We start from the raw sequence: 25,814 nt of genomic DNA on the forward strand, positions 1-25,814 counted from the left end.
GGACCGAAAGGCAGCCGAAAGGCGGACGAACCCGGTGATTCCAGATGACCTGACGGTATATCAGCTCCGCGTTCCACCCACCTGACAGTCCAGCGGAACGACGTTCCGACGACCGGGGAAGGACGGCATTGATCCGGCTCACGATCGACTCGACCGGGCTCGCCCGCACCCGCTTCGTGGTCTCACCACTCCACGAGGCGGTCAACACCCTGATGGCCTTCTCGCTCAACTCCCGTACCGGGCCGTACGCCTGGGTGGGCCGTACCCGCCGGGTGCTGCGCCGGGAGAAGCTGGAGCTGCTGTCGGGGCTGGCCCTGGAGCAGGCCGGCGGCTACATCCCGGACTTCCTCTCCCCGCACCCCTCCGGACCGGATCCGACCGTGGCCGAGCAGCTGGAGGCCGTCCGCCGGACCGACCCCGAGCGGGTCCGGGCGGAGCTGGAGACCGTCCGGCACGGCCTGCCCGCGGCCAACCTGGCCGGCCGCCAGGTACCGGACGTGGTGCTGCGCACCATGCTGCGCGGCCCGCGCTACTTCGCCGAGCGGGTCGCCGACGAGCTGGGCCGCTACTGGGAGTCGGCGCTCGCGCCGTACTGGCCGGACGCCCGGGCGGTACTGGACGCCGAGGTCGACCAGCGGGGCCGCTTCCTGGCCCGGCACGGCACCGGTTCGCTGTTCAACTCCCTCTCCCCGCAACTCTCCTGGTCCGACGGGCTGATCCGGCTGGAGAGCCGCTTCGACGTGGAGCTGCCGGCCCGGATGGTGCTGCTGATGCCGACCCTGGTGAGCCGGAGGCTCCACGTCATCCTGGACCCGGTCGACGGCTGCCACCGGGCGCCGACCCTGATGTACCCGGTCGGCAATCCGCCCGCCATCCCGCAGACCCCCGCCCCGGCACTGGCCCAGCTGCTCGGGCCGACCCGGGCGGACCTGCTCGCCGCCCTGGTCGACCCGACGACCACCGCCGACCTGGCCGCCCGGCACTTCCTGAGCGCGGGCACCGTCTCGTACCACCTGGGCGTACTGCACCGGTCGGGCCTGGTCAGCCGGCTGCGCAGCGGGCGGGAGGTGCTGTACCGGCGGACGCCGCGCGGGGAGGAGATGCTGGCGGCCCGGTAGCGGACCAGCGGACCGGCCCGCCGGCCGGCTCGGGCGGCGCTCAGGCCAGGATGCGGGGCAGGACCACCCGCACCCACTCCTCCGGCTGCGACAGGTGCGGGGTGTGCCCGGCGCCGGTGTACACGTGCCGCTCGGCCTTCGGCAGGGCCAGGTCGACCAGGTCCAGCACCTCGCCGAACATCGGCGCGCTGTCGTCGCTCTGCGTGAGCAGCGCCGGTTCGGTGTACCGGGCCAGCCCGGTGAGGTCGAGGTCGAGCGCGTCCGGGTCGCGCAGCTCGTCCAGGTAGGTGGGCGCGTTGCGGATGTACGTGTGCCGGATCGGCGCGGGCAGCTGCTCCCAGGCTCCCGGCCCGAAGGCGAGGCTGTCCACGTACAGTTCGGCGGCCGCCGCCGACTCGGCCTGCTCCAGCAGCTCGCGGACGGCGGCGATCCGGTCGGCGAAGGCGGTGCCGATCGGGCGCAGGTCCGGGTCGGCGAGCAGGATGCCGCTGCCGGGCGGCTCGTGCGCGCCGATCCCCCGGATCAGGTCGGGGCGGGCGGCGGCGAGCCGGAGGGTGACCAGCGCGCCGTAGGAGTCGCCGTAGACGAAGGCCGGGGCGAGGCCGAGGCCCTGGATCAGCCCGGCCAGGTCGGCCGCGTCCTCGTACACCGAACCCTGGGTGAGCAGGTCCTCGCTGCGGCTGTGGCCCCGGCGGTCGTAGGTGACGACGGCCACGGACTCGGCCAGGCCCGGCACCACCCGCGCCCAGGAGTCCCCGTCGCTCCACGAGCCGTGCACCAGGACGACGCCGGGGCCCTCACCGCGGGTCTCGTAGTGCAGCGCGACCCCGTTCACCCTGATCTCGGCCATCTCGAGCCTCCCGATCTCGGCGGTGCTCCCCCACCAGCCTGACACAACCGCCTGGAAGGCTCAGGTCCGCCGGGCGGCTCCCCCACGCGGGGGAGCACCGGGACGAAGATCATCCTCACGTGTGATCCCACCGCCCCGCGGCCGTGCCAGGCTCGGGGCATGCACTACGTCGTACGCCGGATCACCGCCGAGGAGTGGCGGGAACTCCGCGAGATCACGCTGGAGGCGCTGCGGGACTCCCCGGACGCCTTCAACCTGTCCTACGCCGACACCGCCGCCCAGCCCGACGGCCACTGGCAGGAGCAGGCCGCCACCGAGGCCACCGCCGAGGAGCGCGCCACCTTCACGGTCCGTGACGAGGCCGGGGCCTGGGTGGGGATCGCCGGGGTCGAACCCGTCCCCGACGTGCCCGACACCGTGTGCGTGCGCTCCGTCTACGTCACCCCGGCCCACCGGGGCGCCGCCGGCCCCGCCGCCGAGCTCGTCCGGGCGATCATCCGCCACGCGCGCGACCACACCGCCGCCCAGTGGCTGACCCTCGGCGTCAACGAGAGCAACGGACGCGCCCTGGCCTTCTACCGGCGGCTCGGCTTCGAGGACACCGGGAAGGTGATCCCCTACGTCCGGAACCCGGCGGAGAAGGTCTTCATCCTGGGTTACCCGGACTTCCGCAGCGGCGCCCGGACCGGCTCGAAGTAACTCACCGAGCCGGGGCCGCACCGGCGCCCGACTGCCCAGCGCTCGAAGGCGGCCGCGCGACGAGCCCCCTCAGCGCATCCCGCGCACCGGGGGCTCGTCGCGCGTCCCGTCCTCCGCCACCACCGTGAACCGCTCGGAGCCGGACACCGACAGGTCCACCGGGTACAGCGACGCCGTGCCGTTCACGTCCAGCTCCACGCCCTTGCGTCCGGTCGCGGCGTCCACCCGGACGATCCGGGCGCGGGTCATCGCCCACACCGAGGCGCCGTCCACCACCAGGCCCGTGACCTGGTCGTCCAGCCCGGCCGTCCAGCGCTGCCCGCCGTCGGCGAGCGAGTACGCGACCAGCCGGCCCGTCGCGCTGCGGCTCGGGTGCGTGCCACCGCTGATGCTGACGTCGCCGGGCTTCTGCGCCGGCACGATGAACAGGTCCCCCACCACCACGCCGCCGAACAGCGGCCGGGCGTCGAACTCGTCGAAGGCGTGCAGCCCGCCCAGCATCACGTCCAGGTCGTACTCGTCACCGGAGACCGGTATCGTCGCCCGCCGCCGCCCGTCCCGGTCGTAGCTGAGCACCGCGTGCGTCCCCCGCTCGGCCTCGGCGTCCACCCACACCGCGAGCGGCGCCACCGACACCACCGCGAGGTTCTTGAGGCCGCCCGCGCCCGGCAGCGCGATCCGCGACCGCTCCCGCCCGTCCCCGGCCTCCAGCGACCGCAGCACGGGCGCGGCCCCACCGCACTGCGCCACCGTCACCACGTCCGCCGCCGCGCCCGCGACCTGCCGCGGGGCGCAGCCGGCGTCGACCGGGCTGCGCCAGGCCGCCCCGCCGTCCGCCAGCCGTACCGCCCGCCAGCCGTCCCTCTCCTGGAGGACGGCCTGCTGCCCGGCGACCGCCACCACGTCCGGCGCCGCCGAGTCGCCCTCCCGGGCGGGCGCGTCCACGGCGGCGGTCCACCCGGAGCGGCCGTCGGCGAGGCCGAGCGCGGTCACCGCCGCGCACGGCTTGTTCTGCGGTGAGTGGCCGATCAGCCCGACCGCGCCCGCGGCCGCTCCGGCCTGGGCCGCCGCGGCCGACGCCGAGGCCGTGGCCGACGCCGGGCCGGCCTGGCCGGTGCCCCGGCTCATCGCGCACACCGAGTCCTCCCCGGGCGGCGTCCAGCGCCAGACCACGGTGCCGGTGGCGCTCCGGTACGCCACCACCTGGTCCGGCCGGACCCGCACCACTAGGTCCCCGGCCGTCCAGCTGCCCAGCGCGCGGGTCGTGGACGGCCGGTCCAGCGGTGCCCGCCACGCGTCGTTGACAGCGCCGCCGGCGAAGGAGAGGAAGAGGCCGAGGCCCAGCAGCGCGCCGACGGCGGCCGAGGGCAGCCCGTGCCGCGGGTGTATCAGCGCCCACACGAAGCCCGCGCCGCACGGCATCAGTCCGAGGATGCTGATGATCCCCATGTACGCGAGGTTGTCGCCGCCGAACCCGTTCCCCGGCCCCAACAGCACCGCCAGCCCCATGCTCGCGAACATGGCCCCCAGCACCCCGCCTGAGACCACGATCCAGGTCTCCTTGTTCCAGGCGAACCCGTTGTTCCGGACGAACCTGTTGTTCCAGGCGAACCTGGCACCCCACCCCGCCCGGACCACGTCGTCCTCGGGCCCAACGGCCATGCCGGTCTCTCCCCTGCGACACCCCTGCGACGCGCCGCCCACCACAACAGGGCGACGATCATCGGATCGTCGCAGAGCCCGCCTTGATCCGAAACAAAGAGCAGGGAAAACCCCGGCCATCACCTGCACATAAGAGGCGCCGAATGCCGCGAGGCTCCCCCAGGGGCAACTCTTGGCCCCTTGCCCCTCACCCGCGACGCCGCGTCACCTCACGCCCTGCCCGGCACCCCCGGTTCCCCGCCCGGCACCCAGTTCCCGTGCAGCCCCAGCGGCACCCGCACCGGCAGGTGCACCCGGGCCACGGGCTCGCCGGTGAAGTCCTGGGCGGCGAGGACCACCAGGTCCGTCGCACCCCGCACCGGGTCGAAGACGTACGCCATCACATACCCGTCGTCCTCCGCCGCCGGCGACTCGGCCGCGACGAACACCCCCTCCCCGACGGCACCGTCCCGCCCGAACTCATGGGCCTCCACCGTCCCCCGGTGCAGGTCGTGCTTGAGCAGGGCGTTGCTGAACCCCTCGGCCGGCCGCTCGTCCCCCGGCCCGGCCGGCGGCGCGTACAGCTCGACGGCGGCCGCGTAACCGTAGCGGTAAGGGCGCCCGGAGAAACGGGAGTTGAGGCGCGGGAACTCCTGGACCCGGTCGTCCAGCCGTTCCTCCTTCACCGTCCCCGCCGCCAGGTCGACCGTCCAGCGGTCGAGCGTGGGCCGGCTCGCCCCGAGGCGCCGCAGATCGATGCCGGGCGGGTGCCGGACGACGTCGACCACCAGCGAATCCGCCGTCCGCTCGTACGCGTTGAGCGTGTGCCCGACCAGGTGCGGCGCCAGTTCGAACCACCGCACCCCGCCGCCCGCCCGCGGCATCACACCGACCCGGGCGGCACGCCGCTCGTCCCAGGTGAAGGGCACGCCGGTCGCCAGGTGCGCCGCGCTGAACACCACCGGGGTGTCGTACAGCACCACGAACCGCTCGGTGAGCGCGAAGTCGTGCATGTACGGGTTCCCCGGCACCGGGATCGTGGTGACGCTCCGGACGGCGCCGACCGCGTCCATCACGATGTGCTGCACCTGGTCCGAGCCGTAGCGGAAGGCGAGCGAGTGCAGCTCCCCCGTGTGCGGGTCGAACAGCGAGTGCGCGTTGGCGCTGTACCCCTCCGGCGTGGCGCCCAGGTCGCACGGGCCCACCGTGTCCAGCTCGTAGGTGAGTTCGTACGGCCGGATGCCGCCCTCGGTGAGCGCGAAGGTGCGCCCGGCGAGGCCCGCGACCTGCACGTTCGGGGAGATGTCCAGCCGCTCGTCGACGGGAGTGCCGCGCCGCGGCTCACCGAGCAGGTCGGCGACGGCTCCGGAGCGGACCCACCGGTTGCGGTACCACTCGGCGCGCCCGCCCCGGATCCGGACGCCGTGCACCATGCCCGCGCCCAGCGTCCACTGGTGTGCGGCGGGGTCCTCGATGCCCAGCGGGTTGGGGCCGTTGCGCAGGTAGCGTCCGTCGAGGTGGTCCGGGATCCGCCCGGTGACGGGCAGGTCGTGGGCGGTGACCTCCTCTACCACGGGGGCGAAGTTCCCTAACAGGTAGCGGTTTCGGCTCATCGTGTCGTCCTCTCGTCAGTCGGTCGGTTCGCCCGTCGGCCCGTCAGTCCGCTCGTCAGTCGGTCGCCGGCGCTCCGGCGCCGAACGCCCGGCCCAGGGCGGCCATCAGCGCCTCGTAGCGCGGCCCGGCATCGGCCGGGGCGAAGTGGCCGGCGAGTTCCAGGCTCACCACGCCGTGCGTGGCCGCCCAGAAGAGCTTGGACACCTCGTGCGCGTCGCCCGGCCGGAAGACCCCGGCCGCCATGCACGCCTCCACCGCGGCCACCGAGGCGTCGAACGCGCCGTCGGCCATCGCCAAGGCCTCGGCGCCGGGCCGGAATCCGGGCACCGGATGCTCGAACATCACCCGGTAGTAGGCGGGTTCGGCGATCGCCCGCTCCCGGTAGGCCCGGCCGAGCGCGGTCAGGTAGCTCAACGGCCCTTCCCCCGGCGGGACTTGTTCCTGCGCTCGGCGCAGCCGGGCGAAGCCCTCGCGGTACAGCGCGTCGAGCAGCCCCTCCTTGCCGCCGAACATCGTGTACAGCACCTTGGTCGAGGAGCCGATCTCGGCGGCGATCCGGCGCACGGTCAGCGCGGCGGAGCCCTCGGCGACGAGGAGGGTGATGGCGCAGTCGAGGATCACGGCGCGCACGGCGTCCTGGCCGGCCCGCTGCGCGTCCTGGTAGGGCGTGCTCATGGGTAACAACATAACCCATGGGAAACAGTGTTACCAGACCTTCCCGGCATCGCTGGCGCCACCCGGACTCACCCGACCGGGTGAGCCTCGGTGCCCAACAGTGCGCGTACGCAGGGCCGGGTCGTTCTGCTGTACATGGCTCCCCCGCTGTTCACACCGCCGCCACCACCTCCGCACAACGGCGCGCCGAGGCTCGCGTGGCCGTGATCGGCCGGGCGACGGCGGCGGTCCTCTCCCTCGCGATCCTGCTCGTCCCGGCCGCGGTCACACCGGCCGGCGAGCGGGCCCCCGAGGTCGGGGCGGGCTGGTGGGAGGTCTCGGTCAGCGCCGCCAACGTCCGGACCGACCACTTCGGCGAGGACACCGTCATCGGTCTGGCCCGCTCCGGGGACGTCGTGGAGGTCGTGGACACCTGGACCTCCCCGCTCGGCGCCCGCTGGGCCAAAGTCATGGTGGCCCGCACCCGGGTCACCGGCTGGGTCCTGTGGTCCCTGCTCGCGCACCGGGACCCCTCCTCGGAACCGTAGAATCCGGCTGTACCGATCTGGGAGGATTCCGCGTGTTCCGAGCGCACCGTCCGCGCACCCCGCAGCTGACCCCGCGACAGGGGGACGAACCGGTCAACGGCGTCGCCCTGCTCCTGCCCGGCGGATTCCTCCGCAGCAGGAGCGGACCGCTGAAGGTCGCCGAACTGGGCCTGCGGGACCTCGCCGCCGAACTCGCCGACCGCGGCCGGCCGCACGGCCTCGCCGTGCACCTGCTGCGCTACCGCTACAGCGGCTGGAACGGCGACGACGCCGACACCGCCGTCGACACCCGGTGGGCGCTCGACGAGCTCACCCGGCGGTACGACGGCGCACCGGTCGTCCTGATCGGCAACTCCCTCGGCGGGCGCGCCGCCTTCTGGTGCGCCGGTCACCCGTCCGTCGTCGGCGTCGCCGGGATCGCCCCCTGGCTGCCCAGCGGCGACACCGTCGACCAGCTCGCCGGGCGGCGGGTACTGATCGTCCACGGCACCGGCGACCACAGCGCGGCCAACGCCACCCAGTCCCTGGAGTACGCGCTGCGCGCCCGCCGGGTCGTCCCGGACCTCGCCCGCTACGAGATCCCCGGCGGCAACCACTTCCTCCTCCGCGAAACCCGCGACATCAACGCGCTCACCACCGCCTTCACCCTCGACACCCTGAAGGCCGAGCCCGCCACGCTCGCCACCGGAACGGTCTGCACCCGCCTCCCGGCCCGGGCCTAGGCCCTCTCTTTCGGATCTTGCCGGGCGCACGACGCCGGGCATCCCGCCTGGACGCACCGGCGAATCATCCAAGTACGACCCAGTACGAGGACGATCCGCCGGCACGCCCAGCCGGGCGCCCAACGCCGCGCGCTGATCCGACAAGATCCGAAAGAGAGGGCCTAGCCCACCGAGAGCCGCCCCCGTCCTCCGGTCACCCCGCCGGGTCCACGCACCCCACCCCGACCACCAGGTCGGCGAACGCCACCGTGAGCGCGTCCGGCCGGGTCCGGGTGTAGGCGGCCAGGGTGCGGCGGACCGGCGGGTGCGGGCGGAGCACGGCGCCGTCGAAGTGCGGCGGCACGATGTTCGCCGGGACCAGGGCGGGGCCGAGCCCGGCGGCGGCCAACAACGGTGCGGCGGAGGTCTGTTCGGCACGGACGGCCGCCCGGGGGTGGAAGCCGACCTGGGCGGCGACGTGGTCGAGGAGGTCGGCGAGGCCGTTGCCGGGGGCGTAGTGGACCCAGTCCCGGTCGGCGAGTTCGGCCAGTGCGACGGTGCCGGTGGGGCTGTCGGCCAGCGGGTCGTCGACGGGCAGGACGACCGCGAACTCCTCGACCCCGAGCTCCCGGATCGGCCCTTCCCAGCCGTCCGGGACGGGCCCGATGGCGACGTCGGCGCGGCCGGCGGCCATCGCGGCCCGGAGCAGGTCGGCGTGCGGGTACTCGCGCAGCCGGATCCGCACCCCGGGGTGGAGCCGGCGCCAGGCCCGCAGGACGGGCGGCAGGATGCCGAGGCTGACCGAGTAGATCGCCGCGACCTCCAGTTCGCCCTCCTCCAGCCCGGCCGTGCGCCGGGCCACGGTGTGCAGGCGTTCGGCCTCGGCGAGCGCGGCGCGGGCGTGCGGCAGGACGGCCCGGCCCATCGGGGTGAGCCGGACCGAGCGCGGCAGGCGTTCGAGCAGCGGGCCGCCGACGGCGGCTTCGAGGGCCCGCATCTGGTGGGAGAGCGCGGGCTGGGTGACGTGCAGCTGTTCGGCCGCGCGGGTGAAGGAGCCGGTGTCGACCACGGTGACCAGGTATTCGAGCTGCCGGAGCGTTGCCATGAGCAGATTTTATCGCTGACGTAGAAAACAAGCCTTGGACTCATCACCGCAGGTCGGGGGAGAGTCGTGGAGCGGCCGCGGCGAGCAGCGGCGGCCGACCCCCTCCCCCTGTCCTCGAAGGAGTCCTCCCATGTCCGATGACGGTTCCCTGAAGGGCCGGCGCCTCGTCGTGGTCGGCGCCGGTTCGCGCACCGGGCGCGCTCTGGCCAAGGCTGCGTCGGCCGCCGGTGCGGACCTGGTGCTGGCCGGTCCGGATCCGCGCAAGCTGGAGTGGACGGCCGGTGAGTTGTCCGGGCCGTCCGAGGTGCTGGCGCTCGACATCGCGGACGAGCAGTCGATCGCGGACTTCGCCGCCCGGGCCGGCCGCTTCGACCACCTGGTGTCCACCGCCGCGATCCCGGCCAACGGCCCGCTCGCGGAGCTGGACGCGGCCGATGTCCGGCGGGCGTTCGCGGCGAAGGTGATCGGGCCGCTGCTGCTGGCCAAGCACCTGGTGGGGCAGGTGTCGGAGAGCGGCTCGTTCACGTTCTTCTCCGGGGTGGCGGCCTGGCGTCCGGCCCCGGGCCGTACGGTGATGGCCACCACCAACGGCGCGCTCGCCTTCCTGGTGCAGGCGCTGGCGGTGGAGATCGCGCCGGTCCGGGTGAACGCGGTGTCCCCCGGCATCGTCGACACCGGCTCCTGGGACGGGCTCGGCGCCGACAAGGAGGCGTTCCTGCGCGGGGTCGCCGCGCGCAACCCGGCCCGCCGGGTGGGCAGCCCGGAGGACCTGGTGAAGGCCGTGCTGTACGCGGTCGACAACCCGTACGTCACCGGCACCGTGCTGCACGTGGACGGGGGCGGCCGCCTTGTCTGAGGCCCTGTCCCGCGGCCCTGTCCGCCCCCGCCGCCCGGTCCGCCCGCTCCGCGCGGCCGCCGTCGCCGCGGCCCTGGCCGCCCTGCTGGGCGGCACCGCGGCGGCCGCGCCCCCGCACGGCGCCGGCCGCCAACCGTCCTCGCGGGCCTGGCCGCAGCGGCTGGTGGACCGCTCGCCCGATCTGGTCCAGCCGAAGGCGCTCACCGTGGACCGTTCGATCGGCGCCCGGCGCGCGGCCCAGGAGGTGCGCCTGGCCCAGCAGTTGTACACCTTCTGGAACACCGGGCAGCAGCGGTACCTGGACGCGTCGATCAGTCCGGGGTTCCGGGACAACACGCTGCCGCCGGGCCGCCCGCAGGGCCCGACCGGCCCGGTGCTCGCCTCGCGCACCTTCCGCGCGGCCGTACCGGACCTGACCTGCGAGCTGTCCGAGGTGCTGGTCACCGGTGACCGGATCACCGCCCGGCTGGTCTTCCGCGGGCATTTCACCGGGACCTTCGACGGTGTCCACGGCCGGGGCCAGGGCGTCGAGTTCAACGCGATCGACATCCAGCACGTCGGCACCGACCGGATCGTCGAGGACTGGCACATCGAGGACAACACGTCCCTGCTGGCCCAACTGGGCGTCAACAGCTGACGTCCGGCCCTCGGCGGGGGCCGTCGACGGCCGACGCGCCCGGAAATCGCGTTGGCGGTCGACGGCCCCTCCTGCCTATGGTCGGGGGATGACCACACGGACCTTCCGCATCATGGTGCGCGGCGTCTTCGACGGCCTCACCGACGAGCAGCGTGCCGAACTCCTCACCGCCGCACCCGAACACGACGTGCTGCACGCGGCCTTCACGCCCGAGGGGCACCTCAGTTACGACCTCTCGGCGCGGACCGCCTTCACCTTCCGCTTCCTCGACGGGGGCGAGGCCGAGGAGGACATCCTGGCGGCCACCGAGCGGGCCGAGCAGGCGGCGCGGGACTGGCTGACGGGCCGCGGCTACGGCCACAAGAACCTCCGGTCCCAGGCCGAGGACCTCTCCCAGGCGCCGCTCGGCAAGCGTCAGCGGCGCGCCGCCGGCACCACCCGCTGACCGACACCCCCTCCCCCCTCCGCCATCTCCTTGACGGCTCGCCCCAGGGATATACTTGAGCAGTCAAGGAGGTGGCAATGACAGATCGGCCCGAACGGCCCGACACCGACCCCCAGCACCCCGGCACGCCCCCTGGCCCCGACCCGCTGGACACCGCCCTGCGGCTGGTCCGCGCCCAGACGGCCGCGGTCAAACGCTTCGACGCGAGCCTCGGCGGCCTGCACGGCGTGAGCCTGTCCGACTTCACCGTGCTGCTCCACCTCTCCCAGGCCCCCGGCGGCCGGATGCGCCGGGTCGACCTCGCCGAGGCCCTCGGCCTCACCGCCTCCGGAGTGACCCGCGGCCTCGCACCACTGGAGCGGATCGGCCTGGTCACCCGGGAAGCCGCCGCCCGCGACGCCCGGGTCGCGTACGCCGCGCTCACCCCCACCGGCCGCGACCGGCTCGCCGAGATGCTGCACACCGCCCGCCAGGTCGCCGCCGACCACTTCGCGGCCGACCGGTGGAGCGCCGAGGACCTCACCCTGCTGTCCGCCCTGCTCACCCGCCTCGGCGGCACCGCGCCCGGCCAGGGACTCGGCTAGTTGTTACGACCGTGCGCGTTCTCCGGGTCGGTGGTCCCGGGGATCAGCAGGGCGCGAGTCGGCCCCCGGTGGTGCTGCCGCCGGGGGCCGTGAGCCCACCGGACCGCGCCGCTCACCCGACCGGTCCCGTGATCGCGGGCGGCCCCACCGCCGGTTCGAGCAGCGTCAACGTCCGCTGCCGCGCGTCGAGGCCGGCGCGGATGCCGACCGGCATCGGCAGGTTCGGGCCGGCGTGCCCGAACTCGACGTTGCCCAGCACCGGGATGTCACGGTCGCCGAGGACGTCGAGGACGAGCTCGGGCAGGGTCGGGGACGCGCCGGGTTCGAGGCCGGCGATGTCGCGCGGCACGCCCACGACCATGCCGGAGATCCGGTCGAGGATGCCGCTGTGCCGCATCACCTGGAGGTAGCTCCACACGTGCGACGCCAGGCCGCCCGTCTCCTCCCAGAACAGCACCGCACCGTCGAAGCGTTCGAGCGGCAGCGCGAAACGCGTCGCCTGCGCCAGCACGATGCGGTTGATCACCCCGCCGATCAGCGGGCCTTCGGCGCGGCCGGGGCGCCAGCACTCCCACGACGGGCTCGCGGGCAGCACACCGATCGCCTCGGTACCGGTGAGCAGCCTGGAGTAGAGCTCCTCCAGTTCGGCCCGGCGCGCCACGGGCGCGGACGGCCAGTTGCCGCCGAAGCCGGGAACGGCCATGTCGGCGTGGAACCCGACCAGACCCGTGCGCGCGTGGAGCACCAGGTGCAGCAGCGAGACGTCGCTGTAGCCGAGGATCGGCTTGGGGTCGGCCCTGACCGCCTCGACGTCGATCAGGTCGAGGTAGCCGAGCGCCGTCTGGCCGCCGTCACTCGCGACGATCGCCCGCACCTCGGGATCACGCAGAAGGCCGTTGAGCTCCCCGGCGATCTCCGCCGGCGTGGCCGCGCTCCACCAATGCCGGCGTCCCGCTTCGAGGAGCGGGGCCCGGCGCACGCGGAAGCCCATCCGTTCGAGCACGGCCACCGTCTGCTCGACGTTGGGCTCGTAAGCGGCCGGCAGCGGACCGGACAGCGCCGCGATGACGACGAGGTCCCCGGGCCCCAGGGCACGCGGCCGAAGCAGTCGAGGCGGTGCGGAACCAGTCATGGCGTCAGTGTCGCCGGTGCCGTCCGCGGGGTCACGCGAGTTTCGCCGGCCGCCCGCCGAGGCGCCCGCACCGGACACCCGCCGTACCCACCGTCCGGCCCGTCTCCTAGGCTGAACCGGCACCACCGCACCGCCCCACCACCCCGCGAAGGCCAGCCCATGACCGACACCCCGGGCAGCACGGACACCGCCCGCACCGCCCCCGACCTCACCGTCGACGGCACGGGCCTGCTCTGCGTCCAGCTCCTGCTGCGCCTGCGCGCCCGGATCGCGCACCTCCCGGCCGGCGCGGTGGTCCACATCCACACCACCGACCCCGCCGCCCCGCTCGACCTGCCCGCCTGGTGCCACCTGACCGGCCACGAGTACCTCGGCCGGGTCCCGTACGAGGCCACCGACCGCGAGGTGTACGCCCTGCGGCTCACCTCGGCCCCGGTCCGGACCCGCCCCGACCGCCCCTGGCACCCGGCCCCCATCGCCGACTGACCCGGCCCCGGGCCCGTCTCCGAACCCCCGCCCCCGGGCGGTAATTCCCGTGCACCGCCGGTGCCTCCGGTGCAGACTGCCGTCGTGCCCGCACCCGCCGCCAACGCCCTCCTGGGCCACCCGCCCGAGGCCCGGCTCCTCCTGCTCAACTGCGACGACTTCGGCCTGGACGAGTCCGTCAACCGCGCCGTGATCGACGCCGTCCGCCACGGCATCGCCGCCTCCTGCAGCCTGATGACGCCCTGCGCCGGCGCCCCGCACGCGCTCCGGCTGCTGCGCCGGCACCCGGAGGTGCCGTTCGGCGTGCACCTCACCCTGGTCTGCGAGTCGCCGCACCTGCGCTGGGGCCCGCTGTCGCCGCGCGACCGGGTGCCGTCCCTGCTCGACGACGACGGGGAGTTCTTCGCCCCCACCCCGGCCGGGCGGGCCGCACTGCTCGCCCGTGCCCGACTCGACCACGTGGAGCGGGAGTTCCGCGCCCAGATCGACGCGGTGGCGGCGGCCGGCCGGGCCCCGACCCACCTCGACTTCCACTGCCTCGCCGACGGCGGCCGCGAGGACGTGCTCGACCTCACGCTCGCCCTCGGCGCCGAGTACGGCCTGGCGGTCCGGGTCTGGCTGCCGCCCGCCCTGGACCGGTCGCGCGCACGCGGCCTGCCCGTCGTCGACCACGGCTTCCTCGACAGCTTCTCCGTACCGCCGGAGGACAAGCCCGCCCACTACGCCCGGCTGCTGGCCGACCTGCCGCCGGGCCTGACCGAATGGGCGCTGCACCCCAGCCTGGCCGGGCCGAACCCCCGTGCCCCGCAGGACGGTTGGCTGGTGCGCCGCACCGACCACGAGTTCCTGGTCTCCCCGGAGGCCCGCCGTCTGCTCGCCGAGCACGGCGTCACGGTCGTCGGCTGGGACACGCTGCGGGACGCCTGGCGACGGGCCCGAGAACGGCTCACACCCGACTTCCCTCCGCCACCCGCTGTGCCACCATGGAGGTCTACGAACAGCCCAGCACCACAGGGAGGTTGACCGTCATGGAGGACCTGAGCCTGCACTGCCACTGGCGCGACGAGGACGGCCCGTGGGCCTTGACCGTCAGCCACAACGGCCGGGAGTGGGAGCTGTTCGCCGCCGCGCCCTTCGGCTCCGAGTCGCTGCCCTTCGCGGACCCGGACGAGGTCCGCCAACTCGCCCAGGCCCTGCTGGACCTGCCCGCCGAGCCCGAGCCGTACGAGTTCGAATGGGCGCTCTCCCGTACGGAGTTCGCGCGGACGAAGCGGGAACGCACCTGCTCCGCGACCTTCGCCGTCGGGCTCGACCCCAGCGACGGCCACCGGCCCTACCTCGCCTACCAGTCCTACTTCCACTGGGGGCAGACGACCGCGCTCGGCCTGGAGGTGGTCTGCGACGACCCGCCGGTCGACGACCTCCGCGCCCAGGCCCACGCCTTCCTCGCCGGGTTCCCCGACCCCACGCGCCCCCGCCCCCAGGGCTCGTCGGACACGCCCTGAACCCGCGGCCGCGCCCTGAACCCGAGGGGCCGCGCGAGCCGGGAGTCAGATCCAGTCGCGCCGGACGGCCTCCGCGCCGGCCTGGAAGCGGCTGCGCGCGCCCAGCTGGTCCATCAGCTTGGCGATGATCCGCCGCGCGGTGCGGACCGAGACGCCCAGCCGGCGGCAGAGCACCTCGTCGGTCATGCCGTCGGCGAGCAGCGCCAGGATCTCCCGCTCCTGCCCGTTGAGCTCCTCGAAGGCGCCGTCCCCCGGCTCCTGGTCCAGCGGGACGCCACGGGCCCAGAACTGGTCGAAGAGCGCGTACATCCCGGTGACCGTCCCCGGCCCGTGCAGCACCACGGCGCCCTGGTCGGAGCGCTCCGGGTTGACCGGGACGACGGCGATCTTCCGGTCGATGATCAGCATCCGCAGCGGCAGGCTCGGCACCGTACGGGTCTGGCCGCCCGCCGATCCCAGCCAGCTCGCGTACTCGGCGGTGGCCCGGTCCTTGCGGATGCTGTCCACGTACAGGGTGCGGATGCGCACCCCGCGGTTGAGCAGTTCCTCGTCGAGCGGGCGGGCGGCGGCCAGGTTCTCCGGACTCTGCGGGCCGCCCGGGGCGAAGGCCAGCAGCTCGTGCTCGACCTCACCGGTGAGCTTGCGCAGCCGGTCGCGCACCGCCTCGACGCCCGGCAGCTGCTCCACGTACGCGACCGGGGACTCCCGGCGCAGGTCGGCGTGGTCGGCGATCAGCGCGGCGGCGGCCACCCGGCTGCGCTCGATCTGCTGCTGCCGTTCCAGCAGCTCGGCCTGCTCGCGGGCGAGCAGCATCTCCAGTCCGACTTCGGGGCTGACCACGTGCAGGCCGCTCGATCCGCTGCGGGTCGGCCGCAGCAGGGACAGGTCGGCGAGCCGGTCCCAGGCCTCCTGGATCTCCTCGACGGAGCTGCCCAGCCGCTCCGCGAGCTCCGGAAGGCCGAGCTCCGGGTAGGCCAGCATCTGTCGGTACACCTGCTCGGAGAAGGTGTCCAGCCCAAGACTCGTCAGCATGTTCCCCCCCGGGTGACATTCGGACGCCATCCTGTCGATGGCGTGTCCACGATCGTAGTGCCGTTAAAAGCGCAGCTTAAGGCCTCGATAGGCTGTCCGGCACAAGGTCCGGTCCAAGGGAGGAAGTCCGTGACACCCGTGCAGTCGCGATCCGTCGGGGAGTACCAGAAGCTGCTGGAACAGGGCCTGTCCCTGGACCTGACCCGGGGCAAGCCCTCGCCCCGCCAGCTCGACCTGTCGCAGGACCTGCTGTCGAAGCCCGTCGGGCACACCTCGGCCGACGGCACCGACTGCCGCAACTACGGCGGTCTGCAGGGCCTGCCCGAGCTCCGGGAGATCTTCGCCGAGCTGGTCCAGGTGCCCGTCGCGCAGCTGGTGGCGCTGGACAACTCCAGCCTGGCCCTGATGCACGACAGCCTGGTCCACGCGATGCTGAGCGGGGTGCCCGGCTCGGAGCGGCGCTGGGCGGAGGAGCCGGAGATCGCGTTCCTCTGCCCGGTCCCCGGGTACGACCGGCACTTCGCGCTGTGCGAGCGCTTCGGCATCCGGATGATCCCGGTCCCGATGACGCCCGAGGGCCCGGACCTCGACGTGGTCGAGGAGCTGGTGGCCGGCGACGCCCGGATCAAGGGCATCTGGTGCGTTCCCAAGTACAGCAACCCGGACGGCGCCTGCTACAGCGCCGAGACCGTGCGCCGGCTGGCCGGGATGCCGACCGCCGCGCCGGACTTCCGGATCTTCTGGGACAACGCCTACGCGGTCCACCACCTGACCGACGAGGAGGTGGAGCTCGCCGACGTGCTGGCGGCCTGCGCCGACGGCGGCCACCCGGACCGGGCGTTCGTCTTCGCCTCCACCTCGAAGGTCACCCTGGCCGGCAGCGGCGTGGCCTTCTTCGGCTCCTCCCCCGCCAACGTGTCCTGGCTGCTCGGCCACACCGGCAAGCGCACCATCGGCCCCGACAAGATCAACCAGCTGCGGCACGTCGCCTTCCTGCGCGACGCGGACGGGGTGCGCGCCCACATGCGCCGCCACCGCGAGCTGCTGCAGCCCAAGTTCGAACTGGTCGAGCGCATCCTGCGGGAGGAGTTCGGCGACCAGCCGGGGGTCCGCTGGTCGCAGCCCAAGGGCGGCTACTTCGTGTCGCTGGAGGTGCCCGAGGGCTGCGCCCGCGAGGTGGTCCGGCTGGCCGGAGCGGCCGGGGTCGCGCTGACCCCGGCCGGTGCCACCCACCCGTACGGTGACGACCCGGCCGACCGGACCATCCGGATCGCCCCGAGCTACCCGGAGCCGGCCGACCTGGAGACCGCGCTGCGGGCACTCGCGGTCTGCGTCCGCGAGGTGCTCGCGGCGGCGGCCCCGCAGGGCTGACCCCCGACGCGGCCCGGCCCGGGCGTGGGTGACGCGACGGGGCCGGGCCGGGGCGCGGTCAGACCAGCGGCCGGTCCTCGCCCGACTCCAGGGTCACCCGGAACCTGAGCTCGGCCGTGGCCGCGCGGGCCCGGGCCACCGCGGTCCGGGCGTCCGGGCCGTGGGCCCGGGTGAGGGCGAGCCGGGCGCCGGAGGAGTCGAGCGGGGCCAGCTCGGCCCCCGGTTCGGCCAGCGGCCGGACCTCCGACACGCCCTCCCCGGCGCGCGCCCGCGCCAGGCCGTCCACGGCGTCCAGGACGCCGAGGGCAGTCGGCCGGGCGAACCACACCGCCTCGTGCCGGGGCTCGGCCGCCTCCGCCGCGGCGAGCTCGGCCCGCAGTTCGGCGAGCACCGGCAGGCCGAGCACCTGGCGGACGGTGTGCCGCTCCAGGTCCACGCCGAGCGCCGCGCGCACCAGGGCGGGGATCTCGTCGCCGGCCAGCCGGATGTGGGTCTCGATGGTGCGCGGGCCGTCGGCGGTCAGCACCACCTCGGTGTGGGTGGGGCCGAAGCGGATGTCCAGGGCGTCCAGGACGGCCGCGACGTGCCGGGCGATCGCCGCGCGGTCCGCCTCCGGCAGCGGGGCCGGCGCGACATGGCCGAGCTCCACGAAGGTGTCCGGGTCGGAGTACTTCCGGGTGACGCACACCACCTGGTGCTCGCCGTCCTCGGAGAACGCCTCCACGCTGAACTGCGGTCCGGCGTGCAGCCGTTCGACCAGCACGCCGCCGCGTGCCCACTCGCTGTCCAGGTCGGCCCGGGCGAAGGCGGAGTCGAGGTCCGCCTCGCCGTCCAGCCGGCGCACCCCGACGCTGCCCGCGCCGATCGCCGGCTTCACGATGCACGGCCCGCCGTGGCGGGCCAGGAACGCGCGCAGTTCGGCCACGTCGGCCGCCACCGCGAACGGGGTGTCGTCCACGCCCGCCTCGGCCAGCCGGGCGCGCATGCTGGGCTTGTGGTGCACCAGGTGGACGGTGCGCGGGCTGTGCATCGGCAGGCCCAGCTCCTCGGCCAGCGCCGCCGCCCGGTCCTGGTCGCGCTCCGCGAAGGCGGCGACCCTGGTGAACGGGTCCAGCCCGTGGACGGCCCGGACCACCGCGGCCCACTCGGCCGCCGGGGCGTCGGCCCGCAGCCCGAGCACCCGGCTGTGCTCCGCCGAGCGGCGGATCTTCGGCAGCACCGCGAGCTGGCAGGCCACCGTGGTGCGTACGTCGAGACCCTGCTCGCGCAGCATGGCGGGCATGTCCATCCCGCCGCCGAGCACCAGGACGTGTTCAGCCATGACAGATTCCTCCTTGGGAGACCGGTAGCGGGGCCCGCACCGTGCCCGCCGCGCGGCAGGCCAGGGCGGAGCCCGCGAACAGGGTGGCGAGCAGCAGCCAGCCCCCCGGGCCCGCACCCAGCACGACCGAGGTCATCAGGGCCGGACCGACGACGTTCTGCAGCCCGAGGCCGAGGTTGAAGACGGCCATGTACTCGGTGCGCCGGTCGGCCGGCGCGAGGTCGAAGGACAGCTGCCAGCCGGCCACGGCGTGCAGGTTCTCGCCGACCGTGAGCAGCGCCACCGCCGCGGCGCAGCCCGCCACGGCCCAGCCGCCGGACAGCCGCGCGGCCGCCGGGAACACCGCGCAGGCGGCCACCAGGAAGCCTGCCGCGGCGAGCAGCACCGCGCCCGGCCGGTGGGTGAGCCGCTCGGTCCGGCTGAACAGCAGCTGCAGCAGCACCGTCAGCACCGTGTTGACCGCGAGCAGCCCCGCCACGGTCGCGGCGGGCAGCGAGGTCCTGGTCACGATCCAGACCGGCAGCAGTACGAACAGCACCGAGTCGTGCAGCAGCAGCAGGCCGTTGCTGACCGTCAGCAGCACGAAGCGGCGGTGGCGCAGCGGCGGACCGGAGCGCTCCACGTCCGGTCCCGCCTCGGGCCCGGCGACGCCGTCCGCAGCAGTGGACACCGATGCGGTTGCCGCCGGGGCCGGGATCGGCAGCGAGGCGATCACCGCGGCCAGGACGAAGAAGCTCAGCCCGTTGCCGATCAGCATCGCCATCATGGCGGGCCTGGTGTGCGCCGCCAGCGCCAGCCCCGCCACCAGGAACCCGGCGCTCAGCGCGGTGTTGCGGACACCGCGCACCAGCGCCATGGTCCGCACCCGCTCGCCGCCCTCGGCCAGCGCGCCGACCAGCGACTGCTGAAGGGGCGGCGTGGACTGGTCGAGCATCCGCAGCAGGCAGGTGGCCACCACGAACACCCGGAAGTCGGTGACGAACGCGTAGCCGAGGTAGCCGGCCCCGCGCAGCAGCAGCGCGCCGCAGTACACCCGGCGCAGGCCCAGCCGGTCCGCCAGCCGGCCCACCGGGACCGGCCCGAGCAGGCCCGCCACACCGGCCACCGACATCACCACACCGACCTCGCCCACCCCGAAGCCGATCACGGCGACGAAGTACACCGCCGAGGTCGACAGCAGCAGACCGGTGCCGAAGGAGTCCACCGCCGCGCCGAAGGCCAGCCGGCGGCGCACGGCCGCGCTGCCCGGCACCGGCTCAGCCATGAGCGGCCACCGGCTCGGGCCGGGGCTCGAACAGCGCGGCCAGCGCGCGGCGGTCGACCTTGCCGCGCGGGTCGAGCGGCAGTTCGGGCAGCACCCGGACCGCGTCCGGCATGGCGGCCGCCGGCACCCGGCCGAGCAGGTGCTCGCGCAGCAGGCGGCGCAGCGCCGGGCCGTCGGCCGCGGCGCCGTACGGGGTGCAGCAGAGCACGATCCGCTCGCGTTCCCCGGGCAGCAGCAGGGCGACCGCCGAGCCGACCGAGGAGCAGGTACGGGCCTGTGCCTCCAGGTCCGGCAGTGAGACCTTGACGCCGTGGCGCTTCACCACGTGGTCGGCGCGCCCGACGATCTCGATCGCGCCGTCCGGGGTCCGGCGGGCCAGGTCGCCGGTGTGCAGCAGCGGCCGGCCGTCCGGGTGGGTGCCGAAGCGGGTGGCGGAGCCCTGCCCGCCGGAGGCGTAGCCGAGCGCCAACTGATCTGACACCAGGGTGAGTTCGGCCGGATCCCCGGCGTCCAGCAGGGCCTCGGCGCCGGGGATCGGCGTCCCGACCGGCACCGTCGGGGTGTCGACCGCCGCGCCGGGCGGCACGGTGTGCCGCAGCTTGATGACGGTCGACTCGGTCGGGCCGTACAGGTTGAGCACGGTGGCGTGCGGGCAGACCGCCCGCCAGCGTGCCAGCAGCGGCGTGGGGAACACCTCGCCGGAGACCAGCAGCAGGCGCAGCCGGCCGAACGCCGCGTCCAGCAGTTCCGCCGGGGCCTGCTCGGCCGCGCCGAGCAGGGCGGCCAGCCGCGAGGGCAGCAGGCACACCATGGTCGGCCGGTGTTCTGCGGCCCAGCTCAACAGGTGGGCCCCGCCGAGCAGTTCGCGGTCGGTGAGGACGGCCACGGTCGCGCCCGACACCACGGCGGCGAGCGTCTCCTTGAAGGAGAAGTCGAACCAGGGGTCGGCGGAGTTGGACAGCACGTCACCCGGTCCGAGCGCCAGCTCCTCGCGCTGCCAGCGCAGGTAGTGCGCCAGCCCGGCGGCCGAACCCCGCACCACCTTGGGCGTACCGGTGGTGCCGGAGGTGGCGAGGAAGTACCCGGTCCCGTCACCCGCGACGGCCTGAACAGCAGGTCGGGCCGCCGGAGGACCCTCCCGCCGCACCCGGTGCACCCGGGACGCCGGGCCGGTCCACCAGGCGGGCGGCGGGCCGGCGGTGACCAGGTCGCGGACGCCCAGCAGGTCGGGCAGCGCGGCCGAGGAGGTGTCCGGAGGGAGCGGCAGGAACGGCCGCCCGGCGCGGACGCAGGCCAGCATCGCCGCCACCGCCGCCGCGCCCCGGGGCAGCAGGACCGCCACCGGGGCGGGCCCGGCACCGTCCACGGCCGGCTCCCGGCCCGGGGCGGCCGCCAGTGCGGCGGCCAACTCGGCGCTGGCACGGTCGAGTTCGCCGTACGTCCAGGTGCCGGCCGGTTCGGTCACGGCGGGCCGGGCGGGGTCGGCGGTGGCGAGGGCGGCCTCGACGAGCCCGGCCAGGCTCTCGCTCGGCTCAGCCATGCCTGGCTACCTCGACGGTGCCGACCTCCAGGACCGGGCCGGCCAGCCGCAGCCGGAAGGCGGGGCCGTCGCCGCGCCGCAGCACCGCCTCCTCGGCGTCCGCGCTCTCCACCTCGCAGCGGCCCGCGCCCCGGTACTCGCGCAGCAGGGCGATCCGACGGCCCCCGGCGGCCTCCTCCGCCTCGGGATCGACGGTGCGGACGACCGTGTCCGGCGGCAGCAGCCGCTCGGCGGCCGCGGCGCTGAGTTCGGCCAGGGCGGCCGCGACGGCGGGCAGCGCCCCGGTGGCGGGCGCGGTCTCCGAGAGCTCGGCGAGCCGCGCGCCGATCGCCGCGAGGTGCTCGGCGAGCTCGCGCGGGGTGGTCGCCAGATAAAGGTCGCGCAGTTCCAGCGGAACGCCGGAGAGTTCGCTCGTCCGGGCGACCACGGCGGCCGCCATCAGGGAGTTCCCGTCGAGATCGAAGAAGAAGTCGTCGTCGATGTCCACGGTGTCTCGGCCGACCAGGTCACCCCAGATCTCGGCTACCTTCAACGCATCCACAGCAGAAACTCCAGATTCCGGCGAAATGTTATTTGCTACGGTCGTGAAATACCGTTCCAGAAGGAAGCTACCGCCCTCCGAGCTGGCCGGGAGCAGGCCTTGTCAGCAGCAAGTTGCCCTGACAGCTTCCTGCCGCCCCAAGCCGCCGAAGCTGTGGCACGATCGTTCACGAGTCCACTCCGTTGAGCCGTGGGAGAATTCCAGCAGTGAAGTTGAGAAGCATTTCCGGGGCGCGCCTCACGGACATTCCACAGGTTCGCGCAATGGACCCGGAAACCCGTCATGAAATCCAGACCGTCGCCGCCGTCCTGCCGTTCAAGGTGAACAACTACGTGGTGGACGAGCTGATCGACTGGACGGCCGCCCCGGACGACCCGATCTACCGGCTGACCTTCCCGGACCGGGAGATGCTGCCACCGGCCGCATTCGCCGAGATGTCGGACCTGCTGCTGAGCGGCGCCGACCGGGCCACCGTCACGGCGGCCGCCCGGCGCATCCGGCTGGAGCTCAACCCGCACCCCTCCGGCCAGCTGGCGCAGAACGTGCCGGTCGAGGACGGCATGGTGGTCGAGGGCCTCCAGCACAAGTACCGCGAGACCGCGCTGCTCTTCCCCTCGCAGGGACAGACCTGCCACGCGTACTGCGGCTACTGCTTCCGCTGGGCGCAGTTCGTCGGCATGCCGGAGCTGCGGCTGAGCGCCGAACTCGACCCCTCCACCGCCTACCTGCGCCGCCACCACGAGGTGACGGACGTGCTGTTCACCGGCGGTGACCCGATGATCATGTCGACGGCGGTGCTGCGGCGCTGGGTCGCCCCGCTGCTGGGCGAGGGCATGGAGCACATCCGCACCATCCGCTTCGGCACCAAGGCGCTGGCGTACTGGCCGCACCGGTTCACCACCGACGCCGACGCCGACGACCTGATGCGGCTGATCGGCGAGATCGTCGACTCCGGCCGGCAGGTCGCCGTCATGCTGCACGTGTCCCACCCGCGCGAGCTCGCCACCACCGAGGCCCGGACGGCGGTCCGCCGACTCCTCGCCGCCGGCGCGGTGCTGCGCGCCCAGGCCCCGATCATCCGCCACGTCAACGACCGGGCGGAGACCTGGGCCGAGATGTGGGCCGAGATGGTCAACCTGGGCATCCACCCGTACTACGCCTTCGTCGAGCGCGACACCGGTGCCCGCCGCTACTTCGAAGTGCCGCTGGCCACCGCCCTGCAGATCGTCCAGGACGCCCAGCGCACCGTCTCCGGCCTGGCCCGCTCGGCCCGCGGACCGGTGATGTCGGCGACCCCCGGCAAGATCGCGGTCGACGGCGAGGCGACCATCGCCGGGCAGCGGGTGTTCGTCCTGCGGATGCTGCAGGCCCGCGACCCCGCGCTGGTCGGACGGTCGTTCTTCGCCCACTGGTCCCCGACCGCCTCCTGGATCAACCACCTGGAGCCGGCCTTCGCCCCCTGCTTCCCGTGGGAGGAGAACGCAGGGACGCCGTCCGAGACGCCGTCCGGATCATCGTCCGAGGCACAGACCGGATCGACCTCCGAGGCGCAGACCGACGCGCGGACCGACGCGCAGACCGAGGCGCAGACCGAAACCGGGCCGACCGACAGCGACCTGCTGCTGGCCGCGCGATGACCACCCCACCGAGGAGAACCGAGTTGCCCTCCCTGCCGTCGGGCCCGCTGCCCGCACTCGGCGTGATGTTCTTCGGCGCGACCGAGGCCGACCGGTCCGAGGACCGCTACGCGCTGGTCCGCGGCGCGGCCGCCGCCGCCGACCGCCTCGGCTACACCGCCGTGTGGACGCCCGAGCGCCACTTCGACGCCTTCGGCGGGCTGTTCCCCAGCCCCGCCGTCCTGGGCGCCGCCCTCGCGGCCGGCACCTCCAGGTGCCAGATCCGCGCGGGCAGCGTGGTCGCCCCGCTGCACGACACCCTGCGCATCGCCGAGGACTGGTCGGTGCTGGACAACCTCAGCGGCGGCGGCCGGGTCGGCATCTCGCTCGGCTCCGGGTGGAACGCCAACGACTTCGTGCTCGCCCCCGACCGCTACGCCGACCGCGCCCGGCGCGTCCAGGACGCGGTGACCGAACTGCGCGAGCTGTGGGCCGGCCGGCCGGTCGAGCGCCGCAACGGCTCCGGCCGGACCGTCCAGGTCGCCGTCCAGCCCACACCGCTCTCCCCCGAACTCCCGCTCTGGCTCACCGCCTCCGGGAACCCGGCCACCTTCGAGGCGGCCGGCCGGCTCGGCACCAACCTGCTCACCCACCTGCTCGGCCAGGACCTCGACACCCTGCGCGAACGGATCGACCGCTACCGCGCGGCCCGGGCCGAGGCCGGCCACCAGGGCCCCGGCACGGTCACCCTGATGCTGCACACCTACGCCACCCGAGACGCCGACAACGGCTGGAAGGCCGCCAGGACCCCGCTGCGCGGCTACCTGCGCACCGCCCTGGAGCTGGAGCTGCGCGCCTCGGCCGGCGGCGGCGCGGTCAGCGGCGGCCGCGAGGTCAGCATCCCGGCCCTGCCGGAGGCCGTGATCGACGAACTGCTGGAGGAGCGGGCCCGCCGCTTCCACCGCGAGGCCAGCCTGATCGGCACACCCGAGAAGTGCCTGCGGATGCTGGAGCGGGTCGGGGCGGCCGGCGTGGACGAGATCGCCTGCCTGGTCGACTTCGGCCTGCCGCTGGAACGGGTCCTGGACAGCCTGGAACTGCTCGCCGACACCCGCTACCCCGGCACCGACCGGACGCCCGCGGACACCGACCGGACGCTCGCCGGCACCAGCAGCGGCAGCGGCACCAGCACCAGCACCGGCACCGACGCCCGCGACGCGGCCGTCGACCGCCCGCTCGCGGAGGTGGCCGGGTGAGCGGCACGACCCTCGCTCCGTCACCCGCCGCGGTCGGTCCCGCGCAGCTGCGCTCCGCCTTCGCCCGGCTGCCCGCCGGGGTGGCGGTGCTGCTGTGCGACACGCCGGGCGGCACGGTCGGCGCGACCGTCAGCACCCTGGTCTGCGCCTCGCTCGAACCGCCGCTGGCCACCGTCTCCCTCCAGCGCTCCTCCCGGCTGCTGCGGGCGCTGAAGGGCGGCGGCCCGGTCGGCATCACGGTCCTCGCGGCGGACCAGGCCGAGGTGGCCCGCTGGTTCGCCGACCCGGCCCGGCCGGACGGCGAGGAGCTGCTGCGCGGCCGGACGGTGACCCGCGGCGCGGCCGGCGGGCTGGTCCTCGCCGGGGGCTGCGCCGCGATCACCGCGCGTCCGGTGGCCTGGGTGGAGTCCGGCGACCACGAGCTGGCCGTCCTCGAAGTGCTCGAAGCCGAGCCGGGCCCGGACCGCGACCCGCTGGTCCACCTGGGCCGCCGCCTCACCGGCGTCGCGACGGCGTGAGCGATGTGACCGACGTGACGGGCGTGACAGGCGTGACAGGCGTGACCGCCGGTCAGTCCGCCGTCCGCTCCAGCGCCTCGCGGACCAGGCCGATCAGCTCCTCGGGCGCGTCCTTCGCCGCGAAGTGCCCCCCGGCCAGCGTCTCGTTGCGGTACGGGCCCTCGCACAGCGCGGACCAGCGCCCGACCTCGGCGAGCGGCACCACGGTGTCCTCCCGGTACCCGACCACGGTGACCGGCACCCGCAGCGGGCCGCCCGGCTCGGTGTACCCGGCGCTCATCGCCAGGTCCGCCCGCAGGACGGGGGCCAGCAGCGCCGCCAGCTCACCGTCCGCACCGCCGGGCGGCATCCCGCCCCAGGCGGACACCGTGTCCAGCAGCGCCCGGTCGTCACCGTCGAGCGCCGCCAGAACCGGGCTCGGCCCGCCCGGGGCCTGACGGGCCGACAGCACCACGGCCAGCCGCGGCGCGTCCGGCCGGGCGGCGAGCAGCGCCGCCGTCTCGTAGGCGACCGCCGCACCCAGGCTGTGACCGAACAGCACCACCCGGGCCGCGTCCAGCGCGAGCACCCGGTCCGCGATGTCCGAGGCGGCCTCCCCCACCGAACCGGGCAGCACGTCGCGCATCCGCTCCTCGTGGCCCGCCAGCGACATCGGACGGACCGCGGCCTCGTCGATCCGGCGCGGCCAGCCGCGGTAGAAGGACCGCCCCGCTCCCGAGGGGGGCAGGCAGACCACGGCCGTTCCAGTCATCAACGAACCCCTATGAATCTCGCTCCGAG

Annotated in this window: 27 protein-coding genes; 15 read left to right on the forward strand and 12 right to left on the reverse strand. The window is 74.5% G+C overall.

Annotated features, from left to right (window positions below; translation table 11 throughout):
- Positions 1-128: 128 nt before the first annotated feature.
- On the forward strand, positions 129-1,118 hold the full coding sequence (locus tag ACYP53_RS28075) for an ArsR/SmtB family transcription factor (RefSeq protein WP_189916841.1): 990 nt from the start codon (positions 129-131) through the stop codon (positions 1,116-1,118).
- Positions 1,119-1,158: 40 nt separating this feature from the next.
- Here the strand turns inward: ACYP53_RS28075 and ACYP53_RS28080 are convergent, their stop codons facing one another.
- A complete protein-coding gene (locus ACYP53_RS28080) occupies positions 1,159-1,968 on the reverse strand; it encodes an alpha/beta fold hydrolase (RefSeq protein ID WP_459649490.1) in 810 nt (269 codons plus the stop codon).
- A 159-nt stretch (positions 1,969-2,127) separates the two neighbouring features.
- On the opposite strand from ACYP53_RS28080, the gene ACYP53_RS28085 reads away from it, so the two are divergent.
- Positions 2,128-2,667, forward strand: coding sequence for a GNAT family N-acetyltransferase (locus ACYP53_RS28085; RefSeq protein WP_459649491.1), 540 nt, complete (start codon positions 2,128-2,130; stop codon positions 2,665-2,667).
- Positions 2,668-2,736: 69 nt separating this feature from the next.
- Here the strand turns inward: ACYP53_RS28085 and ACYP53_RS28090 are convergent, their stop codons facing one another.
- The 3 genes from ACYP53_RS28090 to ACYP53_RS28100 form a co-directional block, all read right to left on the reverse strand.
- The gene (locus tag ACYP53_RS28090; protein WP_189916835.1) at positions 2,737-4,329 is read right to left on the reverse strand and encodes a hypothetical protein; all 1,593 of its coding nucleotides are present in this window, start codon (positions 4,327-4,329) and stop codon (positions 2,737-2,739) included.
- Between the two features lie 209 nt (positions 4,330-4,538).
- Positions 4,539-5,921 carry a carotenoid oxygenase family protein gene (locus ACYP53_RS28095; protein WP_459649492.1) on the reverse strand — a complete coding sequence of 461 codons (1,383 nt, stop codon included), beginning with the start codon at positions 5,919-5,921 and terminating at the stop codon, positions 4,539-4,541.
- 55 nt (positions 5,922-5,976) lie between these two features.
- Complete coding sequence (locus ACYP53_RS28100; RefSeq protein WP_189916831.1) at positions 5,977-6,597, reverse strand: WHG domain-containing protein; 621 nt, start codon at positions 6,595-6,597, stop codon at positions 5,977-5,979.
- A gap of 197 nt (positions 6,598-6,794) precedes the next feature.
- On the opposite strand from ACYP53_RS28100, the gene ACYP53_RS28105 reads away from it, so the two are divergent.
- Positions 6,795-7,124: a hypothetical protein gene (locus ACYP53_RS28105; protein WP_189916830.1), complete on the forward strand. Its 330-nt coding sequence runs from the start codon at positions 6,795-6,797 to the stop codon at positions 7,122-7,124.
- A gap of 32 nt (positions 7,125-7,156) precedes the next feature.
- A complete protein-coding gene (locus ACYP53_RS28110; protein WP_189916828.1) occupies positions 7,157-7,846 on the forward strand; it encodes an alpha/beta hydrolase in 690 nt (229 codons plus the stop codon).
- Between the two features lie 193 nt (positions 7,847-8,039).
- Here ACYP53_RS28110 and ACYP53_RS28115 read toward each other — a convergent pair whose 3' ends face one another.
- Positions 8,040-8,930: a LysR family transcriptional regulator gene (locus tag ACYP53_RS28115; RefSeq protein ID WP_189916826.1), complete on the reverse strand. Its 891-nt coding sequence runs from the start codon at positions 8,928-8,930 to the stop codon at positions 8,040-8,042.
- Between the two features lie 130 nt (positions 8,931-9,060).
- Here ACYP53_RS28115 and ACYP53_RS28120 point away from each other — a divergent pair, with 130 nt between their 5' ends.
- From ACYP53_RS28120 to ACYP53_RS28135, 4 genes are all read left to right on the forward strand, one after another.
- A complete protein-coding gene (locus ACYP53_RS28120) occupies positions 9,061-9,786 on the forward strand; it encodes an SDR family oxidoreductase (RefSeq protein WP_189916824.1) in 726 nt (241 codons plus the stop codon).
- Complete coding sequence (locus tag ACYP53_RS28125) at positions 9,779-10,423, forward strand: ester cyclase (RefSeq protein ID WP_459649493.1); 645 nt, start codon at positions 9,779-9,781, stop codon at positions 10,421-10,423. Before ACYP53_RS28120 ends, ACYP53_RS28125 begins: the two co-directional genes overlap by 8 nt.
- A gap of 88 nt (positions 10,424-10,511) precedes the next feature.
- On the forward strand, positions 10,512-10,868 hold the full coding sequence (locus ACYP53_RS28130) for a DUF6204 family protein (RefSeq protein ID WP_189916822.1): 357 nt from the start codon (positions 10,512-10,514) through the stop codon (positions 10,866-10,868).
- Between the two features lie 77 nt (positions 10,869-10,945).
- Positions 10,946-11,452 carry a MarR family winged helix-turn-helix transcriptional regulator gene (locus tag ACYP53_RS28135; protein ID WP_459649494.1) on the forward strand — a complete coding sequence of 169 codons (507 nt, stop codon included), beginning with the start codon at positions 10,946-10,948 and terminating at the stop codon, positions 11,450-11,452.
- A gap of 112 nt (positions 11,453-11,564) precedes the next feature.
- Here the strand turns inward: ACYP53_RS28135 and ACYP53_RS28140 are convergent, their stop codons facing one another.
- Entirely contained in the window at positions 11,565-12,584 is a 1,020-nt protein-coding gene (locus ACYP53_RS28140; protein WP_189916818.1) for a S66 peptidase family protein, read from the reverse strand.
- Positions 12,585-12,743: 159 nt separating this feature from the next.
- On the opposite strand from ACYP53_RS28140, the gene ACYP53_RS28145 reads away from it, so the two are divergent.
- From ACYP53_RS28145 to ACYP53_RS28155, 3 genes are all read left to right on the forward strand, one after another.
- The gene (locus tag ACYP53_RS28145; RefSeq protein WP_459649495.1) at positions 12,744-13,070 is read left to right on the forward strand and encodes a sulfurtransferase TusA family protein; all 327 of its coding nucleotides are present in this window, start codon (positions 12,744-12,746) and stop codon (positions 13,068-13,070) included.
- A gap of 84 nt (positions 13,071-13,154) precedes the next feature.
- Positions 13,155-14,093 (forward strand): polysaccharide deacetylase family protein, encoded by a 939-nt coding sequence (locus ACYP53_RS28150; protein ID WP_459649496.1) that lies wholly within the window; start codon positions 13,155-13,157, stop codon positions 14,091-14,093.
- Positions 14,094-14,098: 5 nt separating this feature from the next.
- Positions 14,099-14,575 carry a hypothetical protein gene (locus ACYP53_RS28155; protein ID WP_459649497.1) on the forward strand — a complete coding sequence of 159 codons (477 nt, stop codon included), beginning with the start codon at positions 14,099-14,101 and terminating at the stop codon, positions 14,573-14,575.
- Positions 14,576-14,620: 45 nt separating this feature from the next.
- Here ACYP53_RS28155 and ACYP53_RS28160 read toward each other — a convergent pair whose 3' ends face one another.
- Entirely contained in the window at positions 14,621-15,607 is a 987-nt protein-coding gene (locus ACYP53_RS28160; protein WP_189916804.1) for a helix-turn-helix domain-containing protein, read from the reverse strand.
- Positions 15,608-15,736: 129 nt separating this feature from the next.
- Between ACYP53_RS28160 and ACYP53_RS28165 the strand changes: the two genes are divergently transcribed.
- Positions 15,737-16,978, forward strand: a complete 1,242-nt coding sequence (locus ACYP53_RS28165; protein WP_189916802.1) for an aminotransferase class I/II-fold pyridoxal phosphate-dependent enzyme — start codon at positions 15,737-15,739, stop codon at positions 16,976-16,978.
- A gap of 58 nt (positions 16,979-17,036) precedes the next feature.
- Here the strand turns inward: ACYP53_RS28165 and ACYP53_RS28170 are convergent, their stop codons facing one another.
- The 4 genes from ACYP53_RS28170 to ACYP53_RS28185 are packed head-to-tail and all read right to left on the reverse strand — an operon-like array spanning position 17,037 to position 21,644.
- Entirely contained in the window at positions 17,037-18,299 is a 1,263-nt protein-coding gene (locus tag ACYP53_RS28170) for an ATP-grasp domain-containing protein (protein WP_459649498.1), read from the reverse strand.
- The gene (locus tag ACYP53_RS28175; RefSeq protein ID WP_459649499.1) at positions 18,292-19,563 is read right to left on the reverse strand and encodes an MFS transporter; all 1,272 of its coding nucleotides are present in this window, start codon (positions 19,561-19,563) and stop codon (positions 18,292-18,294) included. The genes ACYP53_RS28170 and ACYP53_RS28175 overlap by 8 nt, the downstream gene beginning before the upstream one ends.
- Positions 19,556-21,103 carry an AMP-binding protein gene (locus ACYP53_RS28180; protein WP_459649500.1) on the reverse strand — a complete coding sequence of 516 codons (1,548 nt, stop codon included), beginning with the start codon at positions 21,101-21,103 and terminating at the stop codon, positions 19,556-19,558. The genes ACYP53_RS28175 and ACYP53_RS28180 overlap by 8 nt, the downstream gene beginning before the upstream one ends.
- Positions 21,096-21,644 carry a phosphopantetheine-binding protein gene (locus tag ACYP53_RS28185; RefSeq protein WP_189916789.1) on the reverse strand — a complete coding sequence of 183 codons (549 nt, stop codon included), beginning with the start codon at positions 21,642-21,644 and terminating at the stop codon, positions 21,096-21,098. The genes ACYP53_RS28180 and ACYP53_RS28185 overlap by 8 nt, the downstream gene beginning before the upstream one ends.
- Positions 21,645-21,907: 263 nt before the next feature.
- Between ACYP53_RS28185 and ACYP53_RS28190 the strand changes: the two genes are divergently transcribed.
- The 3 genes from ACYP53_RS28190 to ACYP53_RS28200 are packed head-to-tail and all read left to right on the forward strand — an operon-like array spanning position 21,908 to position 25,034.
- Positions 21,908-23,281 carry a KamA family radical SAM protein gene (locus ACYP53_RS28190; RefSeq protein ID WP_459649501.1) on the forward strand — a complete coding sequence of 458 codons (1,374 nt, stop codon included), beginning with the start codon at positions 21,908-21,910 and terminating at the stop codon, positions 23,279-23,281.
- Between the two features lie 23 nt (positions 23,282-23,304).
- A complete protein-coding gene (locus ACYP53_RS28195) occupies positions 23,305-24,516 on the forward strand; it encodes a MupA/Atu3671 family FMN-dependent luciferase-like monooxygenase (protein ID WP_459649502.1) in 1,212 nt (403 codons plus the stop codon).
- Complete coding sequence (locus ACYP53_RS28200) at positions 24,513-25,034, forward strand: flavin reductase family protein (protein WP_189916787.1); 522 nt, start codon at positions 24,513-24,515, stop codon at positions 25,032-25,034. The genes ACYP53_RS28195 and ACYP53_RS28200 overlap by 4 nt, the downstream gene beginning before the upstream one ends.
- Positions 25,035-25,086: 52 nt before the next feature.
- Here the strand turns inward: ACYP53_RS28200 and ACYP53_RS28205 are convergent, their stop codons facing one another.
- Positions 25,087-25,785: a thioesterase II family protein gene (locus ACYP53_RS28205; protein WP_459649503.1), complete on the reverse strand. Its 699-nt coding sequence runs from the start codon at positions 25,783-25,785 to the stop codon at positions 25,087-25,089.
- Between the last annotated feature and the right edge of the window lie 29 nt (positions 25,786-25,814).

This window comes from Kitasatospora sp. Ki12 (genome assembly GCF_054601375.1).